Origin of the sequence: Chitinophaga sp. NPDC101104, assembly GCF_050277495.1 — a bacterium.
GTDB lineage: Bacteria > Bacteroidota > Bacteroidia > Chitinophagales > Chitinophagaceae > Chitinophaga.
The window spans coordinates 649,329-670,771 of record NZ_JBNNSF010000002.1; the positions used below are offsets into that span (position 1 = coordinate 649,329).

Sequence of the window (21,443 nt, forward strand, 5' to 3'; positions counted from 1 at the left end):
ATGTGCTTTTCTGCCTATATTTCACGCTTAAAGTACAAGCATACACGTTTATGAAATCTTTCCTTGTCTTGCTGGGAGCGGTGATGATGACCGTACCGCTTTCCGCGCAGCAAACTTTCCGCAACGCCACCACGCCCGCGGCTGCCGGGTTTTCGGCGGAGCGCCTCCATCGGATCGACAGCTTTTTCGAAGCCGCCGTTGCCCGCGGGCTGGCGCCCAACGCCGTCACCTTCATCGCCCGGAAAGGGCAGATCGTGCATAACAAAGCGTTCGGGTTCAGTAATCTCGAAAAGAAAACCCCGGCGCGGACGGACGATATCTTCCGCATCGCGTCGCAAACCAAGCTGGTAACCACCGTCGCCGTGCTCATGCTGTACGAAGAAGGGCGCCTTTTCCTGGACGATCCCATCGCCAAATTCCTCCCGGAATTCAAAGACGTGCAGGTGCTTGACGGCAACGGCGGCACCCGTCCGCCGAAAACGCCCCCTACGATCCGGCATCTGCTGTCGCATTCCGCGGGGATTCCCTACCAGCACCCCACCGTCAAGGAGCCGAACGTTTATCTCAGCGATCTGAACGGGCTGACGACGGAGGAGTTGATCAAACAGGTGGCGAAACGCCCGCTGACGCACGATCCAGGTGAGCAGTTCACATACGGGTACAATACGGACGTGGCGGGAAGGATCGTGGAAGTGATTTCCGGCAAGAGCCTGAAAGATTTTTTCCACGAACGGATCTTCAGGCCCCTCGGGATGAACGATACTTATTTCTACCTGCCGAAAGAAAAGGCGGGCAGACTGGTGGAAATGTACGCCAAAGGGGAGATGGATGCGCCGCTGACCCTCCACGGCAGCGTTTCCAACCGGACGTTTCCCATCGCCGGGAAACAAACCTTATATCTCGGCGGCGCCGGACTGGTAAGCACGGTAGCGGATTACGCGAAGCTTTGCCAGCTGGTGCTGAACGGCGGAAGCTTCAATCATGTGCGGCTGCTGTCGCGCAAAACGGTTGAGCTCATGGGCCGGAACCAGATCGGGAACAGTTTTGTGTGGGACAGGAACGACAAGTTCGGGCTGGGCCTGCAGATCATTACGGAAGACACGCGCTATGGCGACCAGGCTACACCCGGTTCCCTCACCTGGGGCGGCGCTTACTGTTCCGAATATACCATCGACCCGAAAGAAGGGATCGTGATGATGGTGTTCACGAACGTGAGCCCGTACGCCTGGTACGGCGAGTTCGTGCGGAAATTCAGGGTGCTGGCGTACGGGGCGCTGGAATAGTTGCAGTACACCGAATGCCTGCCGGACGTAAATAAAACGGGCTGCATCCCCGAAGGGTGCAGCCCGTTTTGGCAATATCGTTCCGGCTTAGAATTCGTTCTTCCACATCATGGATTCGACGGGGCGGACGGTGCGGCCGTTGTATTTGGCGTTGCCTTTTTTATTGTAAAGCGTTTCGATCTGGCCTTCCACCACGAAATAAATGAGCTGTCCGATAGGCATGCCGTGGTAGATCCGGACGGGTTGGGCGCAGGAGATCTCCAGCGTCCAGGTGTTGCAGAAGCCTACATCGCCTTTGCCGGCGGTGGCATGGATATCGATCCCCAGGCGGCCGGTGCTGCTTTTGCCTTCCAGGAAGGGCACATGGGCGTGGGTTTCCGTGTATTCGAGGGTAACGCCCAGGTAGAGGGTGTTGGGCTGCAGCACGAAACCTTCGTCGGGGATCTCGAAATGCACGATCTCGTTGTGCCGGCGGGCGTCCAGCACCCGGTCTGCGTACGTGGCCAGGTATTTGCCCAGGTGCACGTCGTACGAGTTGGTACCGAGGTATTTCCGGTCGTAAGGGCTGATCACGATGGTGCCCTTTTCAATTTCCTCCAGAATTCTTTTGTCAGACAAGATCATGCGTGATGGTGTTTAGGTTAGGCCGGTTGCTTAATTCCCGTTAAATTCGCGTTTAAGCGGCGAATTTATGGCTTTAATACGAACGATACAAATCGATCCCGCCACCCGGCTGGGAGTGTGGAAAATTGGTGAAGAAGAAGGGTTTTTCAGGGAAAGGGTGAACATCGACCCCGGCGTTCACCATCCGCACAAGCGCCTCCAGCATTTTGCGGGGCGTTACCTGCTCGTGGAACTGTTCCCCGACCTGCCCGTGCATGAAATAAGGGTGCTCGACAGCAGAAAACCGTATATTCCGGGAAATCCTTATTATTTTTCCATCTCGCATTGCGGCGATTTTGCCGCCGCTATCGTGAGCACCCGCGAGCATGTGGGCATCGATATCGAAAACGTACAGCCCAAAATCGGGCGGGTAGCCCACAAATTCCTCGCCGAGCGCGAACAGCAGTTCATCTCCGGCATCCGGAAACTGGAGCACCAGACCGTTTGCTGGTCGGCCAAGGAAGCCGTTTACAAATGGTACGGCCTCGGCGGGCTCGATTTCAAAGCCAATATGCAACTCCAGGCTTTCCCCCTGCAGCAAACGGGCATGCTCGTCTGCGATTTCCTCAAGGAAGACAGGATGGCCTGCCTGAACATGCAATATATCATCGACAATAACCTATGCCTCGCCTGGACGGCCGGCGAAAACAAACAACCGAACGAGCCATGAAAATTTTTCTCCTGGGTTTTATGGGAGCCGGAAAATCCTATTGGGGCAAGCAGCTCGCCGCCCACTGGAACCTGCCGTTCTTCGACCTCGACGATGTGATCGTGGAGTACGAAGGCATGCCGGTCGCCGATATCTTCAACACCAAAGGCGAAACCTATTTCCGCGAGCTGGAAAGCAGGCTGCTGCGCGAACTGGCGTTTGATAACGACAGCTTCCTCATCTCCTGCGGCGGCGGAACGCCCTGTTTCTCCGACACCATGGATTTCATGAACGAAGCCGGTAAAACGATCTGGCTCAATCCTTCCGTTGCCGTTATGGTAGAGCGCCTCCAGCGGAAACAGCACAAGCGCCCCCTCATCCAGGACCTTACGCCGGAAGACCTGGCCGCTTTCACCGAGAAAAAATTACTGGAACGCCAGCCCTATTATGAGCAAAGTCAGGTGATCATCAGTGACGATGAGATAACTTTGGAGACTTTTGACAAACTGATCCACCATGCATAAATCGTTTTTAGTCTGGGCCGCCGCCCTCGGCGCCCTCTCCGTGGTCCTCGGCGCATTCGGCGCGCACAAGCTCAAGGAACTCGTGCCGCCCGAAACCGTGAGCACGTTCCAGACCGGCGTCACCTACCAGTTCTACCACGTGTTCGCACTGCTGGCCGTAGGCATCCTCTACGCCCATGTACCGTCGCCCCAACTCGTATGGGCCGGGCGCCTCTTCCTCGGGGGCATCCTCCTGTTCTCGGGCTCGCTGTACGTGCTCACGTTGCTGAAAGCCACCGAAACCGTAGGGCTCCGCGGCATCGGCGCCATCACGCCCGTGGGCGGACTGCTCTTCATCGCCGGGTGGGTTTGCCTGCTGGTGGGAATTCTTAAGAAATAATCTTTTTTAGTCGTTTCCCGGAATCGGGGCCTATGAAAATATGCGACTTGCCAACAGGGACGCGGCTTTTGCCGTGCCACGGCCCGGGCGCCCGGCAACCCGCGGGCGTCCGGAAATCCCCTCCCGGTCACATCATTTTGCTGGATTCACAATTCCTGCATATATTTTGCATAAGGACCCGCGTCCAACAAACCTGCAAATCATTCACACATGTCGATCTTGCACAAACTCCATTTCGTGCTGGCCTTGCTGGTAGCGGCTTCGGCAGCCTACGGGCAGGAGCGCCCCCAGGAACCCAAGCCCAAATATCCCTATCACGCCGAAAACGTGTATTTCCCCAACCGGAAAGACAGTCTTTCGCTGGCGGGCAGTTTCACCCGCCCGTTCGAGCCAGGGAAGTACCCGGCCGTGGTCCTCATTTCCGGCAGCGGCCCGCAAGACCGGAACAGCAACTTGTTCGGTCATAAAACTTTCCTTGTCATCGCCGATTACCTGACCCGCAACGGTATCGCCGTGTTGCGGTACGACGATCGCGGGGTAGGGGAGAGCACCGGCAGTATGAAAGGCAGCGGCATCGCGGAGTTTACAAGAGACGCCGCCGCCGCGCTGGAATATTTGAAAGGCAGGGCGGACGTGGATGTGAAAAAGATCGGGGTGATCGGGCACAGCGAAGGCGGGGCCATCGGAGTGATACTGGCCGCGGAAAACCCCGCGGTAAAGTTCCTCGTTTCCATGGCGGGGCCCGGCGTCGGGGGAGACGAGCTGATCATGAGCCAGACCGAAGCGATCCTCACGCAATTCCAGGTCGGCGATTCCATCCTGCAACAACAGCTGGGCTACCAGCGCAGGATGATGGACGCCATTTTACAGGAAAAGGACACCGCTGCACTGAGGGCCCGCATCCGCAGCAACGCCAAAGCGCAATACGACGACAACCCGAATATCCGGAAAAACATGCAGGAAGGGACGTTCATCCAACAGGTTTCATCACAATATCTGACCCCTGAATACCTTTCCATCGTCCGTTTCGATCCAAAACCCTATTTTGCCAAAGTGAAATGTCCGGTGCTGGCGCTCAACGGCGATAAAGACGTGCAGGTAATCAGCAGCGTTCATCTTCCGGGATGGAAGAACGGCATTAAAAATGCGGATGTCCGCGAAATGCCCGGGCTCAACCATCTTTTCCAAACATGTAAAAGCTGTCAGGTCCAGGAATACGGACGGCTGACGGAAACCATATCACCAGCCGTGCTCAGCGAAATATCCAACTGGATACGGCTTCAAACCGGCCTGCGGAAATAATTTCCGCGATTGCCCGGCTATAGTTTAATTTTGAATTCGATTATGGCAGGTAACAAACTGAAATCAGAGAAGAAAGAACCAAAAAAGAAGAAAGAGGCCCCGGCCCCCAATCCCGACGTGCTCAAGCCCGACAAGGAGCCGGAAGTGAAAGTGCGGGAACTGGTGAAGGACGAGCGGACCCACAAAGTGCTGGGCGCCGTTTTCCTGCTGCTGGCCCTTTATTGTTTCATCGCGTTCACGTCTTATCTCTTCACCTGGGAAGAAGACCAGGACAAGGTATTCCGCTATTCCTCCTCCGTGCTTTTCCGCGACGATGTGGATGTAGACAACCTGCTGGGAAGGCTGGGCGCATTTACGTCGCACTGGTTTTTCTATAAAGGGTTCGGCGTGGCGTCGTACCTGTTCACCTACTTTTTCTTTATCGTAGGCATCAATTTCATCGTGGGGCGGAGGGTTTTCCGCTTCTGGCGGAATGTGAAATACATCATCTTCGGATTGCTTTTCCTCAGCATGACGTTCGCTTTCCTTTCCGGTAAATCGGCCTTCCCCTGGGGCGGCGCCATGGGCGACGCGCTGAATAAATGGGTGAGCGGTTTCCTCGGGAAAACCGGCACCGGCCTGCTGCTCATCACCGCAGGCATCTGCTGGCTCATCTGGAAATTCAACCTCGATTTCAAATGGCCCGAAAAACAGGCCAAAGCCGCCAAACCGGTCATGCCGGCCTATGCGGAAGAAGAGGCGGAAGATGAAGGGGAAGTGGAAGACCTGCGGAACGCGCCTTCCATCAACGACCGCTACAACGGCCTGAAAGGCGATGCCCCGCCCGTTTTCAAAGAAGAGGAAGAAGAAGCGTTCGATCCGGCGTTACAGCTGATCGAAAGGGAAGAAACGGCCCCCTTCGCCACCACCCCTCCGCCGTTCGCCATGCCCGAACCGGAAGAAGACCTGGCGCTGGAAGAGCTGAAGCTCACCATCCACGACGATGCGCCGCCGCCGCAACCGTTGCCCGATCCGGAGCCCGCACCCATCCCGCTCGACATCCCGCCGCCTGCCCCCCGCAAACCCAGGGTGGTGGAAGACGTAGCCTTCGAGATCAAACCGGTGTATGAAGACCCGACAGACGAGGAAGTGGAAGAGATCGTGCCCGTCCGCGAAGCGGTGCCAGTTGACCCTTACGAGCCCACGCTAGACCTGCGCGACTATAAATACCCCGCGCTCGACCTGCTGGAAAACCACGGGTCGGACAAGATCGTGCAAGACGCGTCGGAGCTGGAAAAGAACAAGAACCAGATCATCGACACCCTCAAGAACTACGATATTTCCATCCAGAAGATCAGCGCCACCGTGGGCCCCACCGTTACCCTGTACGAAATCGTACCGGCGGCCGGCGTGCGCATCTCCCGGATCAAAAACCTGGAAGACGACATCGCACTGAGCCTTTCCGCGCTCGGTATCCGTATCATCGCGCCCATCCCGGGCCGCGGTACCATCGGTATCGAGGTGCCGAACGTGAAGAAAACTATCGTTTCGCTCCGCAACATGCTCGCGTCCGATAAATTCCAGCATAGCCAGATGGACCTGCCCATCGCCATCGGTAAAAAGATCGATAACGAGAATTTCATCGCCGACCTCGCCAAAATGCCCCACCTGCTCATGGCGGGCGCTACCGGGCAAGGTAAGTCGGTGGGTATCAATACCCTGCTCGTTTCCCTGCTGTACAAAAAACATCCTTCCCAGCTGAAATTCGTGCTGGTAGACCCGAAGAAAGTGGAGCTGAGCCTGTACAAGCTCATCGAGAAGCACTTCCTCGCGAAGCTGCCGGGTGAGGAAGACGCCATCATCACCGATACCAAAAAGGTGGTGCATACGCTCAATGCGCTTTGTATCGAGATGGATTTGCGGTACGACCTGCTGAAAGAAGCAGGTACGCGCAATATCCGCGAGTACAACGCCAAGTTTACCCAACGCCGCCTCAATCCGCAGAAAGGGCATCGCTACCTGCCATTCATCGTACTGGTGATCGACGAGTTCGCCGACCTGATCATGACGGCCGGCAAGGAAGTGGAAATGCCGATCGCGCGGTTGGCCCAGTTGGCGCGTGCCGTGGGCATCCACCTGATCATCGCCACGCAGCGCCCGTCCGTCAATATCATTACCGGTACCATCAAAGCCAACTTCCCGGCGCGTATCGCGTTCAAGGTTTCCTCGAAGATCGACTCCCGCACCATCCTCGATACCGGCGGTGCGGAGCAGCTGATCGGCCAGGGGGACATGCTCATTTCCTTCAACGGCGAGGTGGTGCGCCTCCAGTGCGCCTTCGTGGATACGCCGGAAGTGGAGTCTGTGGCCGAATTCATCGGCGAACAGCGCGGCTACCCGGATGCGTTCCTGCTGCCGGAATATATCGACGAGAAAGACATGGAAGGGAAGGATTTCAGCCTGGCCGACCGGGACCCGCTGTTTGAGGAAGCTGCCCGCGTGATCGTGCAAAACCAGCAGGGGTCCACGTCTTTGCTGCAACGCCGCATGAAACTGGGCTATAACAGGGCGGGCCGGCTCATGGACCAGCTGGAAGCCGCCGGGATCGTGGGGCCCAACATGGGCAGCAAGGCCAGGGAAGTGAACGTGAAAACGGAAGCCGACCTCGAAGAGATCCTGAATAGTATGTTATAAGCATATTTTGTAATAATTTTGCATTTCTTTAACAGGAGGATTTAAACGTGTCGGCATAACATTTGTCTATCTTACCTGAGAATAAACTTAAAATGAACAGAATGATCAAGAAAACGGTATTTACGGGGCTGGTCCTTTGCGGACTGATGGGCGGCGCCATGGCACAGACGGGCAAAAGCGATCCGAAGGCCAAGGTGGTGCTCGACAACGTGAGCAAGAAGTTCAAGTCCCTCAAATCTGTTATCGCCAATTTCGTTTTGAAAGTGGAAGGTGCCAATAACAGCGTGTCCGACTCCAAAAAGGGCTCGGTGTACGTAAAAGGCACGAAATATAAGGTGGTGATGGGCGACCAGGAGATCATCAGCGACAACAAGACTTCCTGGACCTACGCCAAAGACGTGAACGAGGTGACCATCAATAATGTGGACCAAAGCAGCCAGGGCATGACGCCGGCGAAGATCTTCACCAACTTCTACGACAAGGATTTCCTGTACAAACTGAACGGCGAAACCAGCGAGAAAGGGAAAGTGCTGCAGAATATCGAGCTTACCCCGACCGACAAATCGAAGCCTTTCTTCAAAGTGCTGATCGATGTGGACAAGAAGACGCAGACGCTGGCGCGCATGAAAGTGTTCGAGAAAAACGGCAACCGTTATACTTACGAGATCAACAGTTTCCAGCCCAATGGCGCGGTGACCGACGATATGTTCACCTTCGACGCCAAGAAGCATCCCGGTGTTGAGGTGGTGGACCTCAGGTAATTACGGCTACGGAAGATATGAAAAGGGCCCCCTGCGCAAGGGGGCCCTTTTTTATGGCCGTTGGGCCGAGTATCCCGGCATTGTCATGTCTGGGCGGATATCATGGGTAACTTTCCTTTTTTTTACTACATTTGCCACGTTTATTTTAAAAATCAAGCAATATGGCATACGACGTAATCGTAATTGGTAGCGGTCCCGGTGGATACGTGGCGGCTATCCGGGCTTCTCAACTGGGTTTTAAAACAGCGATAGTAGAACGGGAGAATTTGGGCGGTATCTGTTTGAACTGGGGATGTATCCCAACCAAGGCATTGTTGAAATCTGCACAGGTAATGGAATATATCCAGCATTCCAAAGATTACGGCGTGACCGTAGGCGATGCGAAAGCTGATTTCCCCGCGGTGATCAAACGTTCCCGCGGCGCGGCCGATAAAATGAGCAAAGGCGTTCAGTTCCTCATGAAGAAGAACAAGATCGACGTGCTCCTCGGCAACGGTAAACTGAAAGCGAAAGGACAGGTGGAAGTAACCGACAAAGATGGTAAAACCGCCGTTCACGAAGCCAAACATATCATCCTCGCCACCGGTGCCCGCTCCCGCGAGCTGCCGAACCTGAAGATCGACGGCAAAACCGTGATTGGCTACCGCGAGGCCATGAACCTCCCCGCTCAGCCCAAAAGCATGATCGTAGTAGGCTCCGGCGCCATCGGCGTGGAATTCGCTTACTTCTATGCTACCATGGGCACCAAAGTGACCATCGTTGAATTCATGCCGCGCATCGTGCCGGTTGAAGACGAAGATATCTCCAAGGAACTGGAGAAAATCTACAAGAAGAAAGGCATCGACGTGATGACCAACTCTTCCGTAGAAGCCGTTGAAGCTACCAAAACCGGCGTAAAAGCCAAGGTGAAAACCGCTTCCGGCGAAGTGACCCTCGAAGCAGACGTTGTGCTGAGCGCCGTGGGTATCACTTCCAACATCGAAAACATCGGCCTCGAAACCCTCGGCGTTAAAACCGACAAGGGCAAGGTACTGGTCGATAAATACTACGCCACCAACGTTGCCGGCGTTTACGCTATCGGCGACATCGTTCCCGGCCAGGCCCTCGCGCACGTTGCTTCCCGCGAAGCGATCATCTGCGTGGAAGCCATCGCCTACAACGAAAAGAAATACAGCCACAAACCCGCGGTTGTCGACTACAACAACGTTCCGGGATGTACCTATTGCGCGCCTGAGATCGCTTCCGTAGGGTATACCGAGAAAGCGGCGAAAGAAGCCGGTTATGAAGTGAAAGTGGGCAAATTCCCCTACACCGCTTCCGGCAAGGCCGTTGGCGCCGGCGCTACCGAAGGTTTCGTAAAAGTGATCTTCGACGCCAAATACGGCGAATGGCTGGGCACCCACATGATCGGTGCGAACGTGACGGAAGCCATCGTGCAGACCGTTACCGCCCGCACCCTGGAAACCACTTACCAGGAAGTGCTCAACAGCATCCACCCGCACCCGACCATGGCCGAGGCGGTTAAAGATGCCATCGAGGCGGCTTATGGCGAAGCCATCCACCTGTAATAGTTTATTACCGCATATGGAAGGGCGTCCCGGTTCATCGGGACGCCCTTTTTTCATGTTGCGCGCTTTCCTTAAATTGCCGCTTTGTTTCACCAAATCAAACTTATGCGGCAAACTTTTAAGCTATACCTGCTGCTGGGGGCATTTATCGCCACCCATATCTCCGCTTCCGCTACGGAAGGGATGTGGCTCCCCCACCTGCTGGGCTCGCTGAACGAGAAAGAAATGAAGGGAATGGGGTTGAAAATCAACGCGTCCGATATTTACAACGTGAATAAGGGCAGTTTGAAAGATGCCATCGTGAGCTTCGGCGGTTTCTGCACCGGCGAGATCATCTCCTCCAAAGGCCTCCTCCTCACCAATCACCATTGCGGGTACGACGCCATCCAGAAACACACCACGCTCGAAAATAACTACCTCGACAGGGGCTTCTGGGCGCGCACACAGCGCGAAGAGCTCCCCAATCCCGGGCTCACCGCCACCTTCATCGTCCGCATCGAAGACGTAACCAAACAAGCCCTCGCCGGCGTGGGCGGAGAACTCGACGAGCGCGGCCGGCAGTCGGCCATCGACAAAAACCTCGCAGCCATCAAGTCTTCCGCGAAAAAGGAATCCTGGCAGGAAGTGCTCATCAAGCCCTTCTTCGAAGCCAACCAATATTTCCTCTTCGTGACCGAAACCTATAAAGACGTCCGCCTCGTAGGCACACCGCCGTCTTCCATCGGCAAATTCGGCGCCGATACCGATAACTGGATGTGGCCCCGCCATACGGGCGACTTCTCCATGTTCCGCGTTTATGCGGGGAAAGACAATAAACCCGCCGAATACAGCCTGGAAAACGTGCCCCTGCAGCCCAAACACTTCCTGCCCATTTCGCTGGACGGTGTAGCGGAAAACGATTTCACCATGGTGTTCGGCTTCCCCGGCCGCACCAACGAATACCTGCCTTCCCGCGCCATGCAGCTGACCGTGGAAGGGCAGGACCCTGCGCGCGTTGGCATGCGCGATGCGGCGCTCAAGGTGATCGACGGGTATATGCGCAAAGACAGCCAGATCAAGATTCAATATGCCGCCAAACAGGCGTCTATGGCCAACGCCTGGAAAAAATGGATCGGCGAGATGCAGGGCGTGCAGCAGACCGGGGGCATCCAGCGGAAACTGGCGTATGAAAAGCGCTTCACCGAAGGCGTACAGGCCAATCCCGCGCTGCGCAAGGAATACGGCGGATTGCTGGATTCGCTCAACAAACTGTACGACGACCTGGCACCCTATGCCGTGGCCCGCGATTATTATACCGAGCTCGTCCGCAACACGGAAATCCTCAACATGGCCAACAACGTCGTGAACCTCATGCAGGACGTCCGTGCGAAAGGCGAAGCCGAATATCCCGCGCTGCGCGACAAATTCCTCGCTTCCACCGAGCCCACTTTCAAAAACTACAGCACCGCGGTAGACAAAGACGTGACCACGGCTTTGCTGGACCTGTATTTCAAGGAAGTGCCCTCCAACAAGATCGGCGGCGAAGGTTACCAGATCTGGATGGAAACGAATAAAGACGGCAAAACCACGGCAGACAATATCTTCGGCAAATCGGCGCTCACCAGCTACGACGCGCTGAAAGCATTCCTCGACCGGCCCTACGCCACCGTGGCCACCGATATCTGGAAAGACCCTGCCACCAGGCTCCTCATCGGCCTGCGAAACGGCTATGCCGAACTGGTCAGCAAACCGCACGACGCCATCCAGTCAGACATCAACCGCCTCCAGCGCCGCTACATGCAGGCGCAGATGGATGTGCTGAAAGACCGGCGCTTCTATCCCGACGCCAACAGCACCCTGCGCCTTACCTACGGCAAAGTGGGCGGCTATGCTCCCCGCGACGCCGTGGAATATGATTTCATGACCACGCTCGACGGCGTCATGGAAAAATACAAACCGGGCGATTACGAGTTCGACGTTCCGGAGAAACTCCGCCAGCTCCACGCCAGTAAGGACTACGGACAATATGGACAAAACGGCAAAATGCCGGTGTGCTTCATCGCCTCCAACCATACCACCGGCGGCAATTCCGGCAGTCCCGCCCTGGACGCGCACGGCAACCTCATCGGCCTGAACTTCGACCGCACCTGGGAAGGCACGATGAGCGACATCAACTACGACGCGTCTATCTGCCGCAACATCATGGTAGACATTCGCTACGTACTTTTCGTAGTCGACAAATTCGCCGGGGCCACGCACCTGGTGGAAGAAATGAAACTCGTGCATCCGAAGAAATCGAAAGTTGTGCCCGTTCGCAGGAAGGCGGCGTAACGCATACATTCGGGAAGGAAAGCCGGTCTGCGAAGACCGGCTTTTTTTTGCAGCTGCGGAAAAACATACTTCATTTTCAGTACTTTTATCCAACAGCACTTAACCGGACGACACAGCGCATACATGGACCAACTTTCGCCTATTAACATCAACCAACTGTTTAACCGGATCAGTGAAGGAGACGAAGAAGCATTCGGCATACTGTTCCGTACCACCGTTTCGGCGCTCCTCCCGTTCATACTCCGCATGGTAAAGCAGCAGGCCGCCGCCGAGGAAGTGGTGCAGGCTTCGTTTCTGCGCGTGTGGCTCAGCCGTGATAAACTGCCGGAAGTAGAACAGCCGAAAGCCTGGCTTTACAAGGTAGTGGCCAACGAATGCTATACATGGATGCGGAAGGAAGCGCGGCAAATGCGGCTGCGCGCGGGCGCGGCAGTGGGGGAGGAGGAGGGCGATGACAGCCTGCAGGCGGAGCTGACGATGCGCGAAACCTCCAGGCTCATCGGCGAGGCGGTATCGAAAATGCCGGGGCAGCGCAGGCGCGTGTTTACGATGAGCAGGCAACTGGGCATGAAGATCCCGGAGATCGCGGCTGAACTGGGGCTTTCCCCGAATTCCGTGAAAAATACGCTGGTATTGGCTTTGAAGGATGTGAGAGCGTACCTGGCGAAGCATGGGCGGATCATTCCGCTGCTGCTGTTTCTCTGCCGTTGAAATTTTTTTTGGGAAGGATAGGTCCTTTTCTTTTGCGGCGGATTCTTATATAACGGAGGGGTTGTAAGCCCCGGGCGACTGGCACTATTCCACAAAATGAACTTACGAATTTATGCAGGAAGATAAACTGAGGCATTTACTTGGTCTGCATCTCCATGGCCGCATGTCTGCGGCGGAAACGGAGGAACTCCACGCGTTGTTGCAGGATGAAGGAAATGAAGCTCTTTTCATAGCGCTGCTGACCGATATGATGAACGCATCGGCCGGCGGCGGGGAGTACGATCCTGAACGCTGGGAGGCCGTGCGGCAGCGGATCCTGGATGCCGATGGGGGCGCTCCGGTGGTGCCAATGCGGCGCAGCTGGAAGAAATGGGCGGTAGCGGCTGTGGTAACAGGATTGCTGGCGGTTGCAGGATGGCAATATTTCGGGCTGCAACGCGAGAAACTGCCGCCGGCGGCGGTTTCGATGGACGGGCGATATAAAAACGATGTCCCGCCGGGCGGCAATCACGCCTCGCTCATGCTGGCCAATGGCCAGGTGATAGTGCTGGATACGGCTGCAGACGGGCAACTCGCGCAACAGGGCGGCACGCGTATCAGCAAGACGCAGAGCGGCGAAGTGGCGTATGAAGACGAAGGGTCGAACAAAGTTTTTGCCTGGAACACGCTCACAACGCCCCGCGGTGGCCAGTTCCGGCTCACCCTGCCCGACGGTACGGCCGTTTGGCTGAATGCGGCCAGCGTGCTGAGATTTCCCACTGCGTTTTTAGACAGCGAAAGGGTGGTGGAACTGACGGGCGAAGCGTATTTCGAAGTGGCCAGGAATGCCTCGAAGCCTTTTGTGGTAAAGGCTGCGGGAGGAACGGACGTGAAAGTGACCGGCACGCACTTCAACGTGTCGGCCTACGAAGGGGAGCCCTCGCAGACGGTAACCCTGCTGGAAGGCGCGGTAACCGTGAACCGGCAACAGCTGGGCCCCGGCCAGCAGGCGGTGAGCCAGAACGGGCGCATCCGCATTTCGCCGGCAGACGTGGAACAGGCCGTGGCATGGAAGAACGGGTATTTCAGCTTCAGCGATGCCGGCATCAAAACCGTCATGAAAGAACTGGAAAGGTGGTACGACGTGAAAGTAAAATACGAAACCGATGCAGCCGATCTGCGCTTTGGCGGCGGCATGCAACGGAGCCTTCCCCTCACCAGCGTATTGAAGATCCTGGAACGCTACCAGGTGAAATTCAAAGTGGAGGGACGGGTCATCACCGTTATTCAATAAATCATTTTTTAACTATAAAAAACGAAATGCTTATCGACCAAATGTAATTCCCGACACCAACCATTTGCCCGATATAAAAAGGCCGGTGATGCGCTAACATGACCGGCCGGGGGCGATACAATTGACGCTAACCAATTTTTATCACCAAAGTCAAATCTATGCTTTTTTTTGATGCTTTGTACCAACACAAAGTTTTGTGGAGAGCTATGAAATTATCAACCAGTCTTTTATTGATCGGCTTCCTGCATGTAAGCGCCGCCGCCAGCTCTCAAAAAGTGACGCTGACCGTCCGTAATGCACCGCTGACGGAGGTTTTCAAAGCTATCCAGCGACAGTCCGGCTACATCGTTTTTTATAACAGCAACCTGCTGCAACGCACCGTGCCCGTAACTTACAGTGCCCGGGCCGCGTCTGTACAGGAGGTGCTGGAAGACGTGCTGGAGCCCCAGGGCCTGCGGTTCGCTATCGAAGACAAAACGATCATCCTCCTGGCGATGCCGCGGTTATACCCCGCAACGCCCGCGGAAGTACAGTTTATTACCGTGAATGGCCGTGTGACGGACGTGAACGGGGCGCCTTTGCCCGGGGTATCCGTCAAGGTAAAAGGTTCCGACCGGGGAACGCAAACCAACGAAAACGGTGAGTTCTCGTTGACTGACGTATCCCCGAATGCCGTGCTCGTCTTCTCCTCTATCGGGTTTACCCGGCAGGAAGTGGCGCTGGGCGGGCGATCGGCCGTTACGTTGCGCCTGGAAGCCGTTCCCAGCAAGCTAGAAGCGGTACAGGTCGTGAACACCGGCTACCAGAGCATTTCCGCGGAAAGGGCCACCGGTTCCTTTTCCTTCATTTCCCCCACCCGGCTGGAAGCCAAGCTCCGGCCCGATCTCAGGGCCGCACTGGAAGGGCAGGCCGCGGGCGTGGTGGTGACCAAAGAAGGGAATGTGGAAATCCGCGGGGTATCTACCATCAATGCCGAAACCAAGCCCCTGCTGGTGGTAGACGGTTACCCTACGCAGGGAGACCTCGAGAGCATCAACATCGACAACATCGAAAGCATTACCGTGCTGAAAGATGCCGTGGCCGCGTCTATTTACGGCGCCCGGTCGAGCAACGGCGTGATCGTGATCACCACCCGGAAAGGCCGCCCCGGCACCATGCGCGTACAGTACCGTGGTTCCACCGGCATCACGCTCCGGCCGGAAGTTTCCTACCTCAACCGCGCTTCGGCCGCCGATTACATCGATGCGGAAACGGACCTCTTCAACCAGGACCCCAACTCGTATCTCAACAGCTATAACGCATACGGCTCCTTCACCGAAGTCAACTACCTGCTGCTGGCCAAAAATCAGGGCTGGTTGACCGACAAACAGGTCGAAGACCGCCTGCAGACGCTGCGCAATACCAACACCGGCGAAATGCTGCAGAAGGAATACTTCCGTCACCAGTTCAGCCAGCAACATAATATCTCCCTCTCCGGCGGCAGCGATAAAAACTCGCTCAACGCGGCCCTGCGCTACATTTCCAACCAGGGTAACACCGTAGGCAGCAGCGACGACCGCATGATCCTCGATTTCAAGAACGACTGGCGGCCGGTCAAAAACATCGGTGTGAGCCTGTTCACGAACATCAATTACGCCACCTCCAAATCGCCGGTACGGCAGTGGTCAGACTTGCTGGCGTTCACGTCCACTTCGCTCGTGCAGCCGTACAGCGCGGTGGTAGACGAAAACGGCGACCCGGCGCGGCTCTTCACCCGCAACATCCGGCGCGACGAGCGGTATGCCACTTTCCCCGGCCTGAAACCAGCGTATTATAATCCCCTCGAAGACCTTACCCTCGAAACCACCCGCACACAATCCCTCCTGGCCCGTTTCGGCGGCAACATCCAGGCTACCATCACCGACGGGCTGACGGCGGAACTGGGCGGCAACTGGTCGAGATCGTATACCAACAGCCGGTCTGTTTACGACAAGAATTCCTATCGCATGCGGATCGGTTTCAACGATGCCACGTCCGTCGCCAACCCGGCCAAACATTATATTCCGGATGGCGGAATGGTCAACGAATCGCGGGGGATGTCGCAATACTACATGCTGCGCGGCCAACTGGGCTTCAACCGCAACCTCGGGCTGAAACATTACGTGGCGGCCATCGCGGGGATGGAGATCAGTCAAACCGTGACCGATAACAACGCCTATCCCACGCGCTTCGGGTACAACGACCAGGCGGGCACCTTCAATACCTTCAACCATGCCGATTACAATGCCGGCGTGTACAACAGCGATATGCTCGGAAGCGGCCGTCCATCGGCCACTATCGGCTCATACGCCTTTAACGACAACCGGTTCGTAAGCTGGTACGCCAACGGCTCCTACGAATACGACAGCCGCTTTATCGTAAGCGGCAGCATCCGGCTCGACCAGACGAATTTCTTCGGCACCGATCCCAAGTTCCGGTACAAGCCCCTGTGGAGCGTGGGCGGCACCTACAAGCTGGCGAAAGAGAAATTCTTCGACGTTGCCTGGATCGACAAGCTCAATATCCGCGGCTCTTACGGTATCAACGGGAACATATCCCTCAAAAGCGGGCCGTTCCTCATCGTGACGCCCGGCTCGTTTTCTTCCGTTGTGGGTGATATCAACTACTCCATTACTTCCCCGCCGAACAACAGCCTGCGTTGGGAAAAAACGAACGTGTTGAACCTGGGGACGGACGTAGCGGTATTTCGTAACCGCCTGCGGATGACGCTCGACTATTACCGCAAATTCAGTACGGACGTGCTGGCCTCCGACGCGATGGACCCCACGAAAGGGTTCACCAGCCAGATCAAGAACGCCGGCAAGATATTGAACCAGGGCATCGAGGTTTCGCTGGAATCGGATGTGCTGAAGCGGAAGGATTTCGTGTGGAACGCGCAGGTCATTTTCGCGTATAACAAGAATACGGTGAAGGAATACAACGTGAATTACATTTATCCCTCCAGCCTCACGAACGGCGCTATCCGCAAGGAAGGCGACCCGCTCGACGCGCTGTACGCCTATCGCTATGCCGGGCTCGACAATAACGGCGTGGCGCAGTTCTACGATGCGGAAGGGAAACTGACCGGCGGCGGGAACGCGAAAGTCGGCGATCTCGTGTACGCAGGCACCCTCCGGCCGCCGTACGTCATGAGCATGACGAACACCCTCAGCTACCGCCAGTTCGACCTGTCTTTCATGATCATCGCCCGCACCGGCAACGTGCTGCGGAAAGACGCGTTCTCCGGTTCCAACTACATTAACAAACACGTAGCCGAGCGCTGGCGCAAACCCGGCGACGAAGCGCATACCATCTATCCGAAACTCACGTCCTGGAACATGGATATGTTCTATTTCCCGTACAGCGATGTGCTGGTGGAAAGCGCCAACTTCCTCAAGCTGCGCGATGTGACGCTGAGCTACACACTGCCGAAGCAGTTATTGAAACGCGCGGGCATCAAAGACAGCAAGCTGTATTTCCAGTCGCGCAACCTGGTGATGATCACCGCCAACAGCGACCGCCGCGATCCGGAGATTTCCGATATCAACACTTCCGGCGGAACGGGCGCATTTACCGAACAGGGATATACCACCCTGCCATTGCGCCCCGAATTGTATGTGGGTATCATGTTCACCCTTTAAAACCGACAGCATGCCAAAATTACGTTCTATCATAACGATCGTCGCCGCAGGATGCGCCCTTACTTCCTGCAACAAATTCCTCGACGTAAAACCCAAAGGGAAGCTGATCCCTTCCGAGGTGGCTGATTTCGACAAGTTGCTCGACAATACCGGCACGGCCCAGTACATTTTCCTCGATAACAACGGGGGCAGTATGATCGGGTATCTGAACGATAACCTCGAACTGTCTGAAGGGATCGCCAAAGTGGCGTACAAGGCCAATAACCATCCCAATATCGACCGTTTTTACGCGTACACCTTCCGCAAGCCGTACCGCAACCCCAATACTTCGGATTATTTCTGGGATTGGGGCACCTATCGCGCGGCGGCGTATTACAACAATATCATCGACGGTATCGGTGGATTGAAGTCCATCAGCAACGAAGACCTGCCATATGCCCGCGCCGTGCTGGCGCAGGCACGCGCGGGAAGAGGGTTCCAGTATTTCCTGCATAACCTCGTGTACGGCCCGGTTTATAAACCCGGAACGGCCAACAACACCCGTACGATCCCGTATCTCACGAATGCGGACATCAATGCGCCGATGGTGGATTTGTCGACGCAGGAGGAGGTGTTCAAGCTGGCCGCCAAAGACCTGCATGCCGCGCTCCCCGATGCGCCGGCCGCCACCAACTGGCCCACGCGTGCCAACAAAACCGCCGTGCAGGCCATGCTCGCGTATTATCACCTGTTCACCCGCCGGTACGACAGCGTGGCGCATTACGCCAATCTCGCATGGACGGGCGCCACGGCCAATGGCGGGCCAGACCGGGTGATCTACGATTACAATGGTTTCAGCTGGACGAACCCCGGCAACATCCTCAGCAGTACCATCAAAGCGCAGGATAACTTCCTGGATGCCAACAATAACCGGGAAATGCTGCTGTACCGGTCGGAAGACAGGGGAGCGGGGCGCTCTTCGTCCAGCTACCCGTCTGCCGAGTTCATCGGGCTTTTCGATGCCCAGACGGATTTGCGGTATACTTACTACTTTCTTACCGCTCCCGGGTACAAAACATCGTATAATGGCGTAAATTACGATGACGGCCAGCGGGTACAGTTTTACCGCGGGTCGAAGACACAGTTGACGTCGGGTTTCACCTATCCGGAAGTGTTGCTGATGCGCGCGGAAGCTTATGCGCGGACGGGCAAGCTGGCCGAAGCCGTTGCCGATCTGAACCTGCTCCGTAAATACCGTTACAAGACGGGAACGCCGCCTTTGGGCGTGGGTGCGCAAGACGATGTGATCGCCGAAGTACTGAAGGAGCGCCGCAGGGAGTTGCCCGCCAGTGGGATCAAACGGTTCCTGGACCTGAAGCGCCTCGTGCTCGACGCCGGAAAACCCTGGCAGAAAACGAAGATCGTCCACCAAGTCGGAACGGAAACCTTCGAAGCCGCCATCGATTCCGATTTTTTCATCATGAACATCGCCAATACCATTTTGCAGTATAATCCGCATTGGAACGTACCGCTGGACAACAGAACGTTTTGACAACTAAAACCGCACATTCAATATGAAACAAACCCTCACCCTCGCAGGTATGCTGCTGCCGCTGACGATGCTGGCACAGGATATCCCGTTCCAGATCAAGGGGCAGATCGAAAACCCCGCAGAAGCTTCACGGGCGTACCTTTATTACCGTAAAGGCGCCACCAACGTCACCGATTCGTCTGAGCTGACCAACGGTGCTTTCTCGTTCAAGGGCACCGTTCCCTCCGCCGTTCGCGGCACGCTCGTGGTACGCGCGATCCCCGTTCCGGGCAAAGCCATAGCCATGAAATACGACATGATCAACCTGTACCTCGAAAAAGGGGACGTGTCCGTTAAAAGCGCCAAAGGCCTCGAAGAAGCTACCGTGAAAGGCGGCCCGCTCAATGCCGATTTCTCCCGCTATCAGCAGGCTACCAAATTCGCGAAAGATAAATACGAAGTGGTAAACAAGGAATGGAGCGATGCAAGCCCTGAAACCCGGAAAGGTGCTGATTTTCAGAAGGATATGAACGCCAAATACGATGCCATCCGCAAAGAAGAAAAGGCAGCCCAGCTGGTGTTCATCAAAGCGAATACGAAATCGCCCATCGCCATCGACGTGCTGCAGCAATTCGCCGGCTCCCTGCCCGATAATGTAGACGAGATCGAAGGATATTACAAATCCCTCGCCCCCGCGGTCCAGTCTTCCGAAAACGGTAAAAATTTCGCCAAAACGATCGATGGCTGGAAAAAGACCGCCGTTGGCGCACAGGCACCCGAATTCACCCAGAACGATACCGAAGGCAAGCCGGTGAAACTGGCCGACTTCCGCGGCAAATACACCCTGATCGATTTCTGGGCCTCCTGGTGCGGCCCCTGCCGCGCCGAGAACCCCCACGTGGTAGCGGCGTACGAAAAGTACAAAGACAAGAACTTTACCGTGCTCGGCGTTTCCCTCGACCAGCCCAACGCCAAAGACAAATGGCTGAAAGCGATCGCAGACGACAAGCTGACCTGGACGCAGGTGAGCGACCTCAAATTCTGGGACAATGAAGTGGCGCGCCTCTACGGCATCCGCGGCATCCCGCAGAACTTCCTGATAGACCCGCAAGGCAAAATCATCGCGAAGAACCTTCGTGGCGAGGCGCTGGAGAAAAAACTGGCGGAAGTCCTGAACTAGGTATAACGGTAAGCGATATACGAAAAAGCCCGTCCCGGTAAAACCGGACGGGCTTTTTCTATGTCATTTGAAGTGTGGTCAGGATGCTTCGGCAGGCTTGATCTCGTACACGATCGAGCTGCATTTGTTCACATGCCGCCAGGCTTTCCAGTAGGAGCGGAAGCCTTTCCACGCGCCGGCGATCAGGCCGTCTTTCCCCGTTTTGTATTTCTGACTGAGCAGGCTTACATAAAACGCGTCAAACACCATGGGGTACTTTTGCCGGATGGAAAATCCGTGGCGCTGCATGAGCACGTCCATGGAAACGGGGGAGAAGTGGTACAGGTGGCGGGGCACATCGTATGCCGCCCAAAACTCGCCATAGAGGCGGGCATCGGTGCTGGTGTAGTTGGGAACGGCGATGAGCAGGGCGCCTCCGGGCTTCAGGAGCTTCCGGATCCGCTCCAGGTAACCCTGGAGGTCGTGCACATGCTCGAGCACATGCCACATCGTGATGCAATCGAACTGTCCTTCCCCGAGCTCGAACAATTCGTGTACCGGGCGCGTATCGAGGCCGTACAGTTTTTGGGCAGTTTCCCGCGCGCCGGCGTCCGGCTCCAGGCCGGTCACGTTCCAGCCCAGCAGTTGCATATGGTGCAGGAACGCGCCGCTGCCGCTGCCGATATCGAGCAGGTTACCGGATTTCACGCCGGCCGCCGTTTTCACCCAATTCTGCTTGGAGCGCATGGTGATCTTGCGGACGCTGTGGTACATCCTGTTGATAAGCCCTTCACGGGTATCCGAATGCGAAATGTATTCGGCCGATTGGTAATACGCGCCGATGGCTTCGATAGGAGGAATGTGCTGTGTGAAGCGGGCCGTGCAGGCGGCGCATTCCCAGATATCGAATTTTTCCTGAGATACGGTATAGTCTTTTGCCGTCAGCTTGTAGCTGATGCGGTCCGATTGGCAAACCGGGCATTGCTGGTAGTCGATCCGATTCATGTGGTTAGAAAACT

At 56.0% G+C, this 21,443-nt stretch carries 16 protein-coding genes; 14 read left to right on the forward strand and 2 right to left on the reverse strand.

What is annotated here, in order from left to right; all coding sequences use genetic code 11:
- The first annotated feature begins 50 nt into the window (after nucleotides 1-50).
- Nucleotides 51-1,283 carry a serine hydrolase domain-containing protein gene (locus ACQKLP_RS21335; RefSeq protein WP_427324983.1) on the forward strand — a complete coding sequence of 411 codons (1,233 nt, stop codon included), beginning with the start codon at nucleotides 51-53 and terminating at the stop codon, nucleotides 1,281-1,283.
- Between the two features lie 87 nt (nucleotides 1,284-1,370).
- Here the strand turns inward: ACQKLP_RS21335 and dcd are convergent, their stop codons facing one another.
- The gene (dcd, locus tag ACQKLP_RS21340; RefSeq protein WP_341840612.1) at nucleotides 1,371-1,907 is read right to left on the reverse strand and encodes a dCTP deaminase; all 537 of its coding nucleotides are present in this window, start codon (nucleotides 1,905-1,907) and stop codon (nucleotides 1,371-1,373) included.
- Between the two features lie 67 nt (nucleotides 1,908-1,974).
- Between dcd and ACQKLP_RS21345 the strand changes: the two genes are divergently transcribed.
- The 13 genes from ACQKLP_RS21345 to ACQKLP_RS21405 all read left to right on the forward strand — a co-directional run bounded on the left by ACQKLP_RS21345 (nucleotide 1,975) and on the right by ACQKLP_RS21405 (nucleotide 20,445).
- Nucleotides 1,975-2,616: a 4'-phosphopantetheinyl transferase family protein gene (locus tag ACQKLP_RS21345; protein WP_427324985.1), complete on the forward strand. Its 642-nt coding sequence runs from the start codon at nucleotides 1,975-1,977 to the stop codon at nucleotides 2,614-2,616.
- A complete protein-coding gene (locus tag ACQKLP_RS21350) occupies nucleotides 2,613-3,119 on the forward strand; it encodes a shikimate kinase (protein ID WP_427324986.1) in 507 nt (168 codons plus the stop codon). The genes ACQKLP_RS21345 and ACQKLP_RS21350 overlap by 4 nt, the downstream gene beginning before the upstream one ends.
- On the forward strand, nucleotides 3,112-3,498 hold the full coding sequence (locus tag ACQKLP_RS21355; protein WP_427324987.1) for a DUF423 domain-containing protein: 387 nt from the start codon (nucleotides 3,112-3,114) through the stop codon (nucleotides 3,496-3,498). The genes ACQKLP_RS21350 and ACQKLP_RS21355 overlap by 8 nt, the downstream gene beginning before the upstream one ends.
- A 210-nt stretch (nucleotides 3,499-3,708) precedes the next feature.
- The gene (locus tag ACQKLP_RS21360; RefSeq protein WP_427324988.1) at nucleotides 3,709-4,800 is read left to right on the forward strand and encodes an alpha/beta hydrolase; all 1,092 of its coding nucleotides are present in this window, start codon (nucleotides 3,709-3,711) and stop codon (nucleotides 4,798-4,800) included.
- A gap of 42 nt (nucleotides 4,801-4,842) precedes the next feature.
- A complete protein-coding gene (locus tag ACQKLP_RS21365) occupies nucleotides 4,843-7,473 on the forward strand; it encodes a DNA translocase FtsK 4TM domain-containing protein (RefSeq protein WP_427324989.1) in 2,631 nt (876 codons plus the stop codon).
- Nucleotides 7,474-7,574: 101 nt separating this feature from the next.
- On the forward strand, nucleotides 7,575-8,234 hold the full coding sequence (locus tag ACQKLP_RS21370; RefSeq protein WP_423737909.1) for a LolA family protein: 660 nt from the start codon (nucleotides 7,575-7,577) through the stop codon (nucleotides 8,232-8,234).
- 161 nt (nucleotides 8,235-8,395) lie between these two features.
- Nucleotides 8,396-9,802 carry a dihydrolipoyl dehydrogenase gene (gene lpdA, locus ACQKLP_RS21375; protein ID WP_427324990.1) on the forward strand — a complete coding sequence of 469 codons (1,407 nt, stop codon included), beginning with the start codon at nucleotides 8,396-8,398 and terminating at the stop codon, nucleotides 9,800-9,802.
- Nucleotides 9,803-9,907: 105 nt separating this feature from the next.
- The gene (locus ACQKLP_RS21380) at nucleotides 9,908-12,112 is read left to right on the forward strand and encodes a S46 family peptidase (protein ID WP_427324991.1); all 2,205 of its coding nucleotides are present in this window, start codon (nucleotides 9,908-9,910) and stop codon (nucleotides 12,110-12,112) included.
- A gap of 123 nt (nucleotides 12,113-12,235) precedes the next feature.
- The gene (locus ACQKLP_RS21385) at nucleotides 12,236-12,823 is read left to right on the forward strand and encodes an RNA polymerase sigma factor (RefSeq protein ID WP_427324992.1); all 588 of its coding nucleotides are present in this window, start codon (nucleotides 12,236-12,238) and stop codon (nucleotides 12,821-12,823) included.
- A gap of 112 nt (nucleotides 12,824-12,935) precedes the next feature.
- Entirely contained in the window at nucleotides 12,936-14,096 is a 1,161-nt protein-coding gene (locus ACQKLP_RS21390; RefSeq protein WP_427324993.1) for a FecR family protein, read from the forward strand.
- Between the two features lie 206 nt (nucleotides 14,097-14,302).
- The gene (locus tag ACQKLP_RS21395; protein WP_427324994.1) at nucleotides 14,303-17,755 is read left to right on the forward strand and encodes a SusC/RagA family TonB-linked outer membrane protein; all 3,453 of its coding nucleotides are present in this window, start codon (nucleotides 14,303-14,305) and stop codon (nucleotides 17,753-17,755) included.
- 10 nt (nucleotides 17,756-17,765) lie between these two features.
- Nucleotides 17,766-19,286, forward strand: coding sequence for a RagB/SusD family nutrient uptake outer membrane protein (locus tag ACQKLP_RS21400; protein ID WP_427324995.1), 1,521 nt, complete (start codon nucleotides 17,766-17,768; stop codon nucleotides 19,284-19,286).
- A 22-nt stretch (nucleotides 19,287-19,308) separates the two neighbouring features.
- Nucleotides 19,309-20,445 (forward strand): redoxin domain-containing protein, encoded by a 1,137-nt coding sequence (locus tag ACQKLP_RS21405; protein ID WP_427324996.1) that lies wholly within the window; start codon nucleotides 19,309-19,311, stop codon nucleotides 20,443-20,445.
- Between the two features lie 78 nt (nucleotides 20,446-20,523).
- Here the strand turns inward: ACQKLP_RS21405 and ACQKLP_RS21410 are convergent, their stop codons facing one another.
- Nucleotides 20,524-21,429, reverse strand: a complete 906-nt coding sequence (locus tag ACQKLP_RS21410) for a methyltransferase domain-containing protein (RefSeq protein ID WP_427324997.1) — start codon at nucleotides 21,427-21,429, stop codon at nucleotides 20,524-20,526.
- Nucleotides 21,430-21,443: the final 14 nt, after the last annotated feature.

Coding starts and splice junctions, on each gene's coding strand:
- ACQKLP_RS21335 (WP_427324983.1), top strand. CDS start 51: ATGAAATCTTTCCTTGTCTTGCTGGGAGCGGTGATGATGACCGTACCG.
- dcd (WP_341840612.1), bottom strand. CDS start 1,907: ATGATCTTGTCTGACAAAAGAATTCTGGAGGAAATTGAAAAGGGCACC.
- ACQKLP_RS21345 (WP_427324985.1), top strand. CDS start 1,975: ATGGCTTTAATACGAACGATACAAATCGATCCCGCCACCCGGCTGGGA.
- ACQKLP_RS21350 (WP_427324986.1), top strand. CDS start 2,613: ATGAAAATTTTTCTCCTGGGTTTTATGGGAGCCGGAAAATCCTATTGG.
- ACQKLP_RS21355 (WP_427324987.1), top strand. CDS start 3,112: ATGCATAAATCGTTTTTAGTCTGGGCCGCCGCCCTCGGCGCCCTCTCC.
- ACQKLP_RS21360 (WP_427324988.1), top strand. CDS start 3,709: ATGTCGATCTTGCACAAACTCCATTTCGTGCTGGCCTTGCTGGTAGCG.
- ACQKLP_RS21365 (WP_427324989.1), top strand. CDS start 4,843: ATGGCAGGTAACAAACTGAAATCAGAGAAGAAAGAACCAAAAAAGAAG.
- ACQKLP_RS21370 (WP_423737909.1), top strand. CDS start 7,575: ATGATCAAGAAAACGGTATTTACGGGGCTGGTCCTTTGCGGACTGATG.
- lpdA (WP_427324990.1), top strand. CDS start 8,396: ATGGCATACGACGTAATCGTAATTGGTAGCGGTCCCGGTGGATACGTG.
- ACQKLP_RS21380 (WP_427324991.1), top strand. CDS start 9,908: ATGCGGCAAACTTTTAAGCTATACCTGCTGCTGGGGGCATTTATCGCC.
- ACQKLP_RS21385 (WP_427324992.1), top strand. CDS start 12,236: ATGGACCAACTTTCGCCTATTAACATCAACCAACTGTTTAACCGGATC.
- ACQKLP_RS21390 (WP_427324993.1), top strand. CDS start 12,936: ATGCAGGAAGATAAACTGAGGCATTTACTTGGTCTGCATCTCCATGGC.
- ACQKLP_RS21395 (WP_427324994.1), top strand. CDS start 14,303: ATGAAATTATCAACCAGTCTTTTATTGATCGGCTTCCTGCATGTAAGC.
- ACQKLP_RS21400 (WP_427324995.1), top strand. CDS start 17,766: ATGCCAAAATTACGTTCTATCATAACGATCGTCGCCGCAGGATGCGCC.
- ACQKLP_RS21405 (WP_427324996.1), top strand. CDS start 19,309: ATGAAACAAACCCTCACCCTCGCAGGTATGCTGCTGCCGCTGACGATG.
- ACQKLP_RS21410 (WP_427324997.1), bottom strand. CDS start 21,429: ATGAATCGGATCGACTACCAGCAATGCCCGGTTTGCCAATCGGACCGC.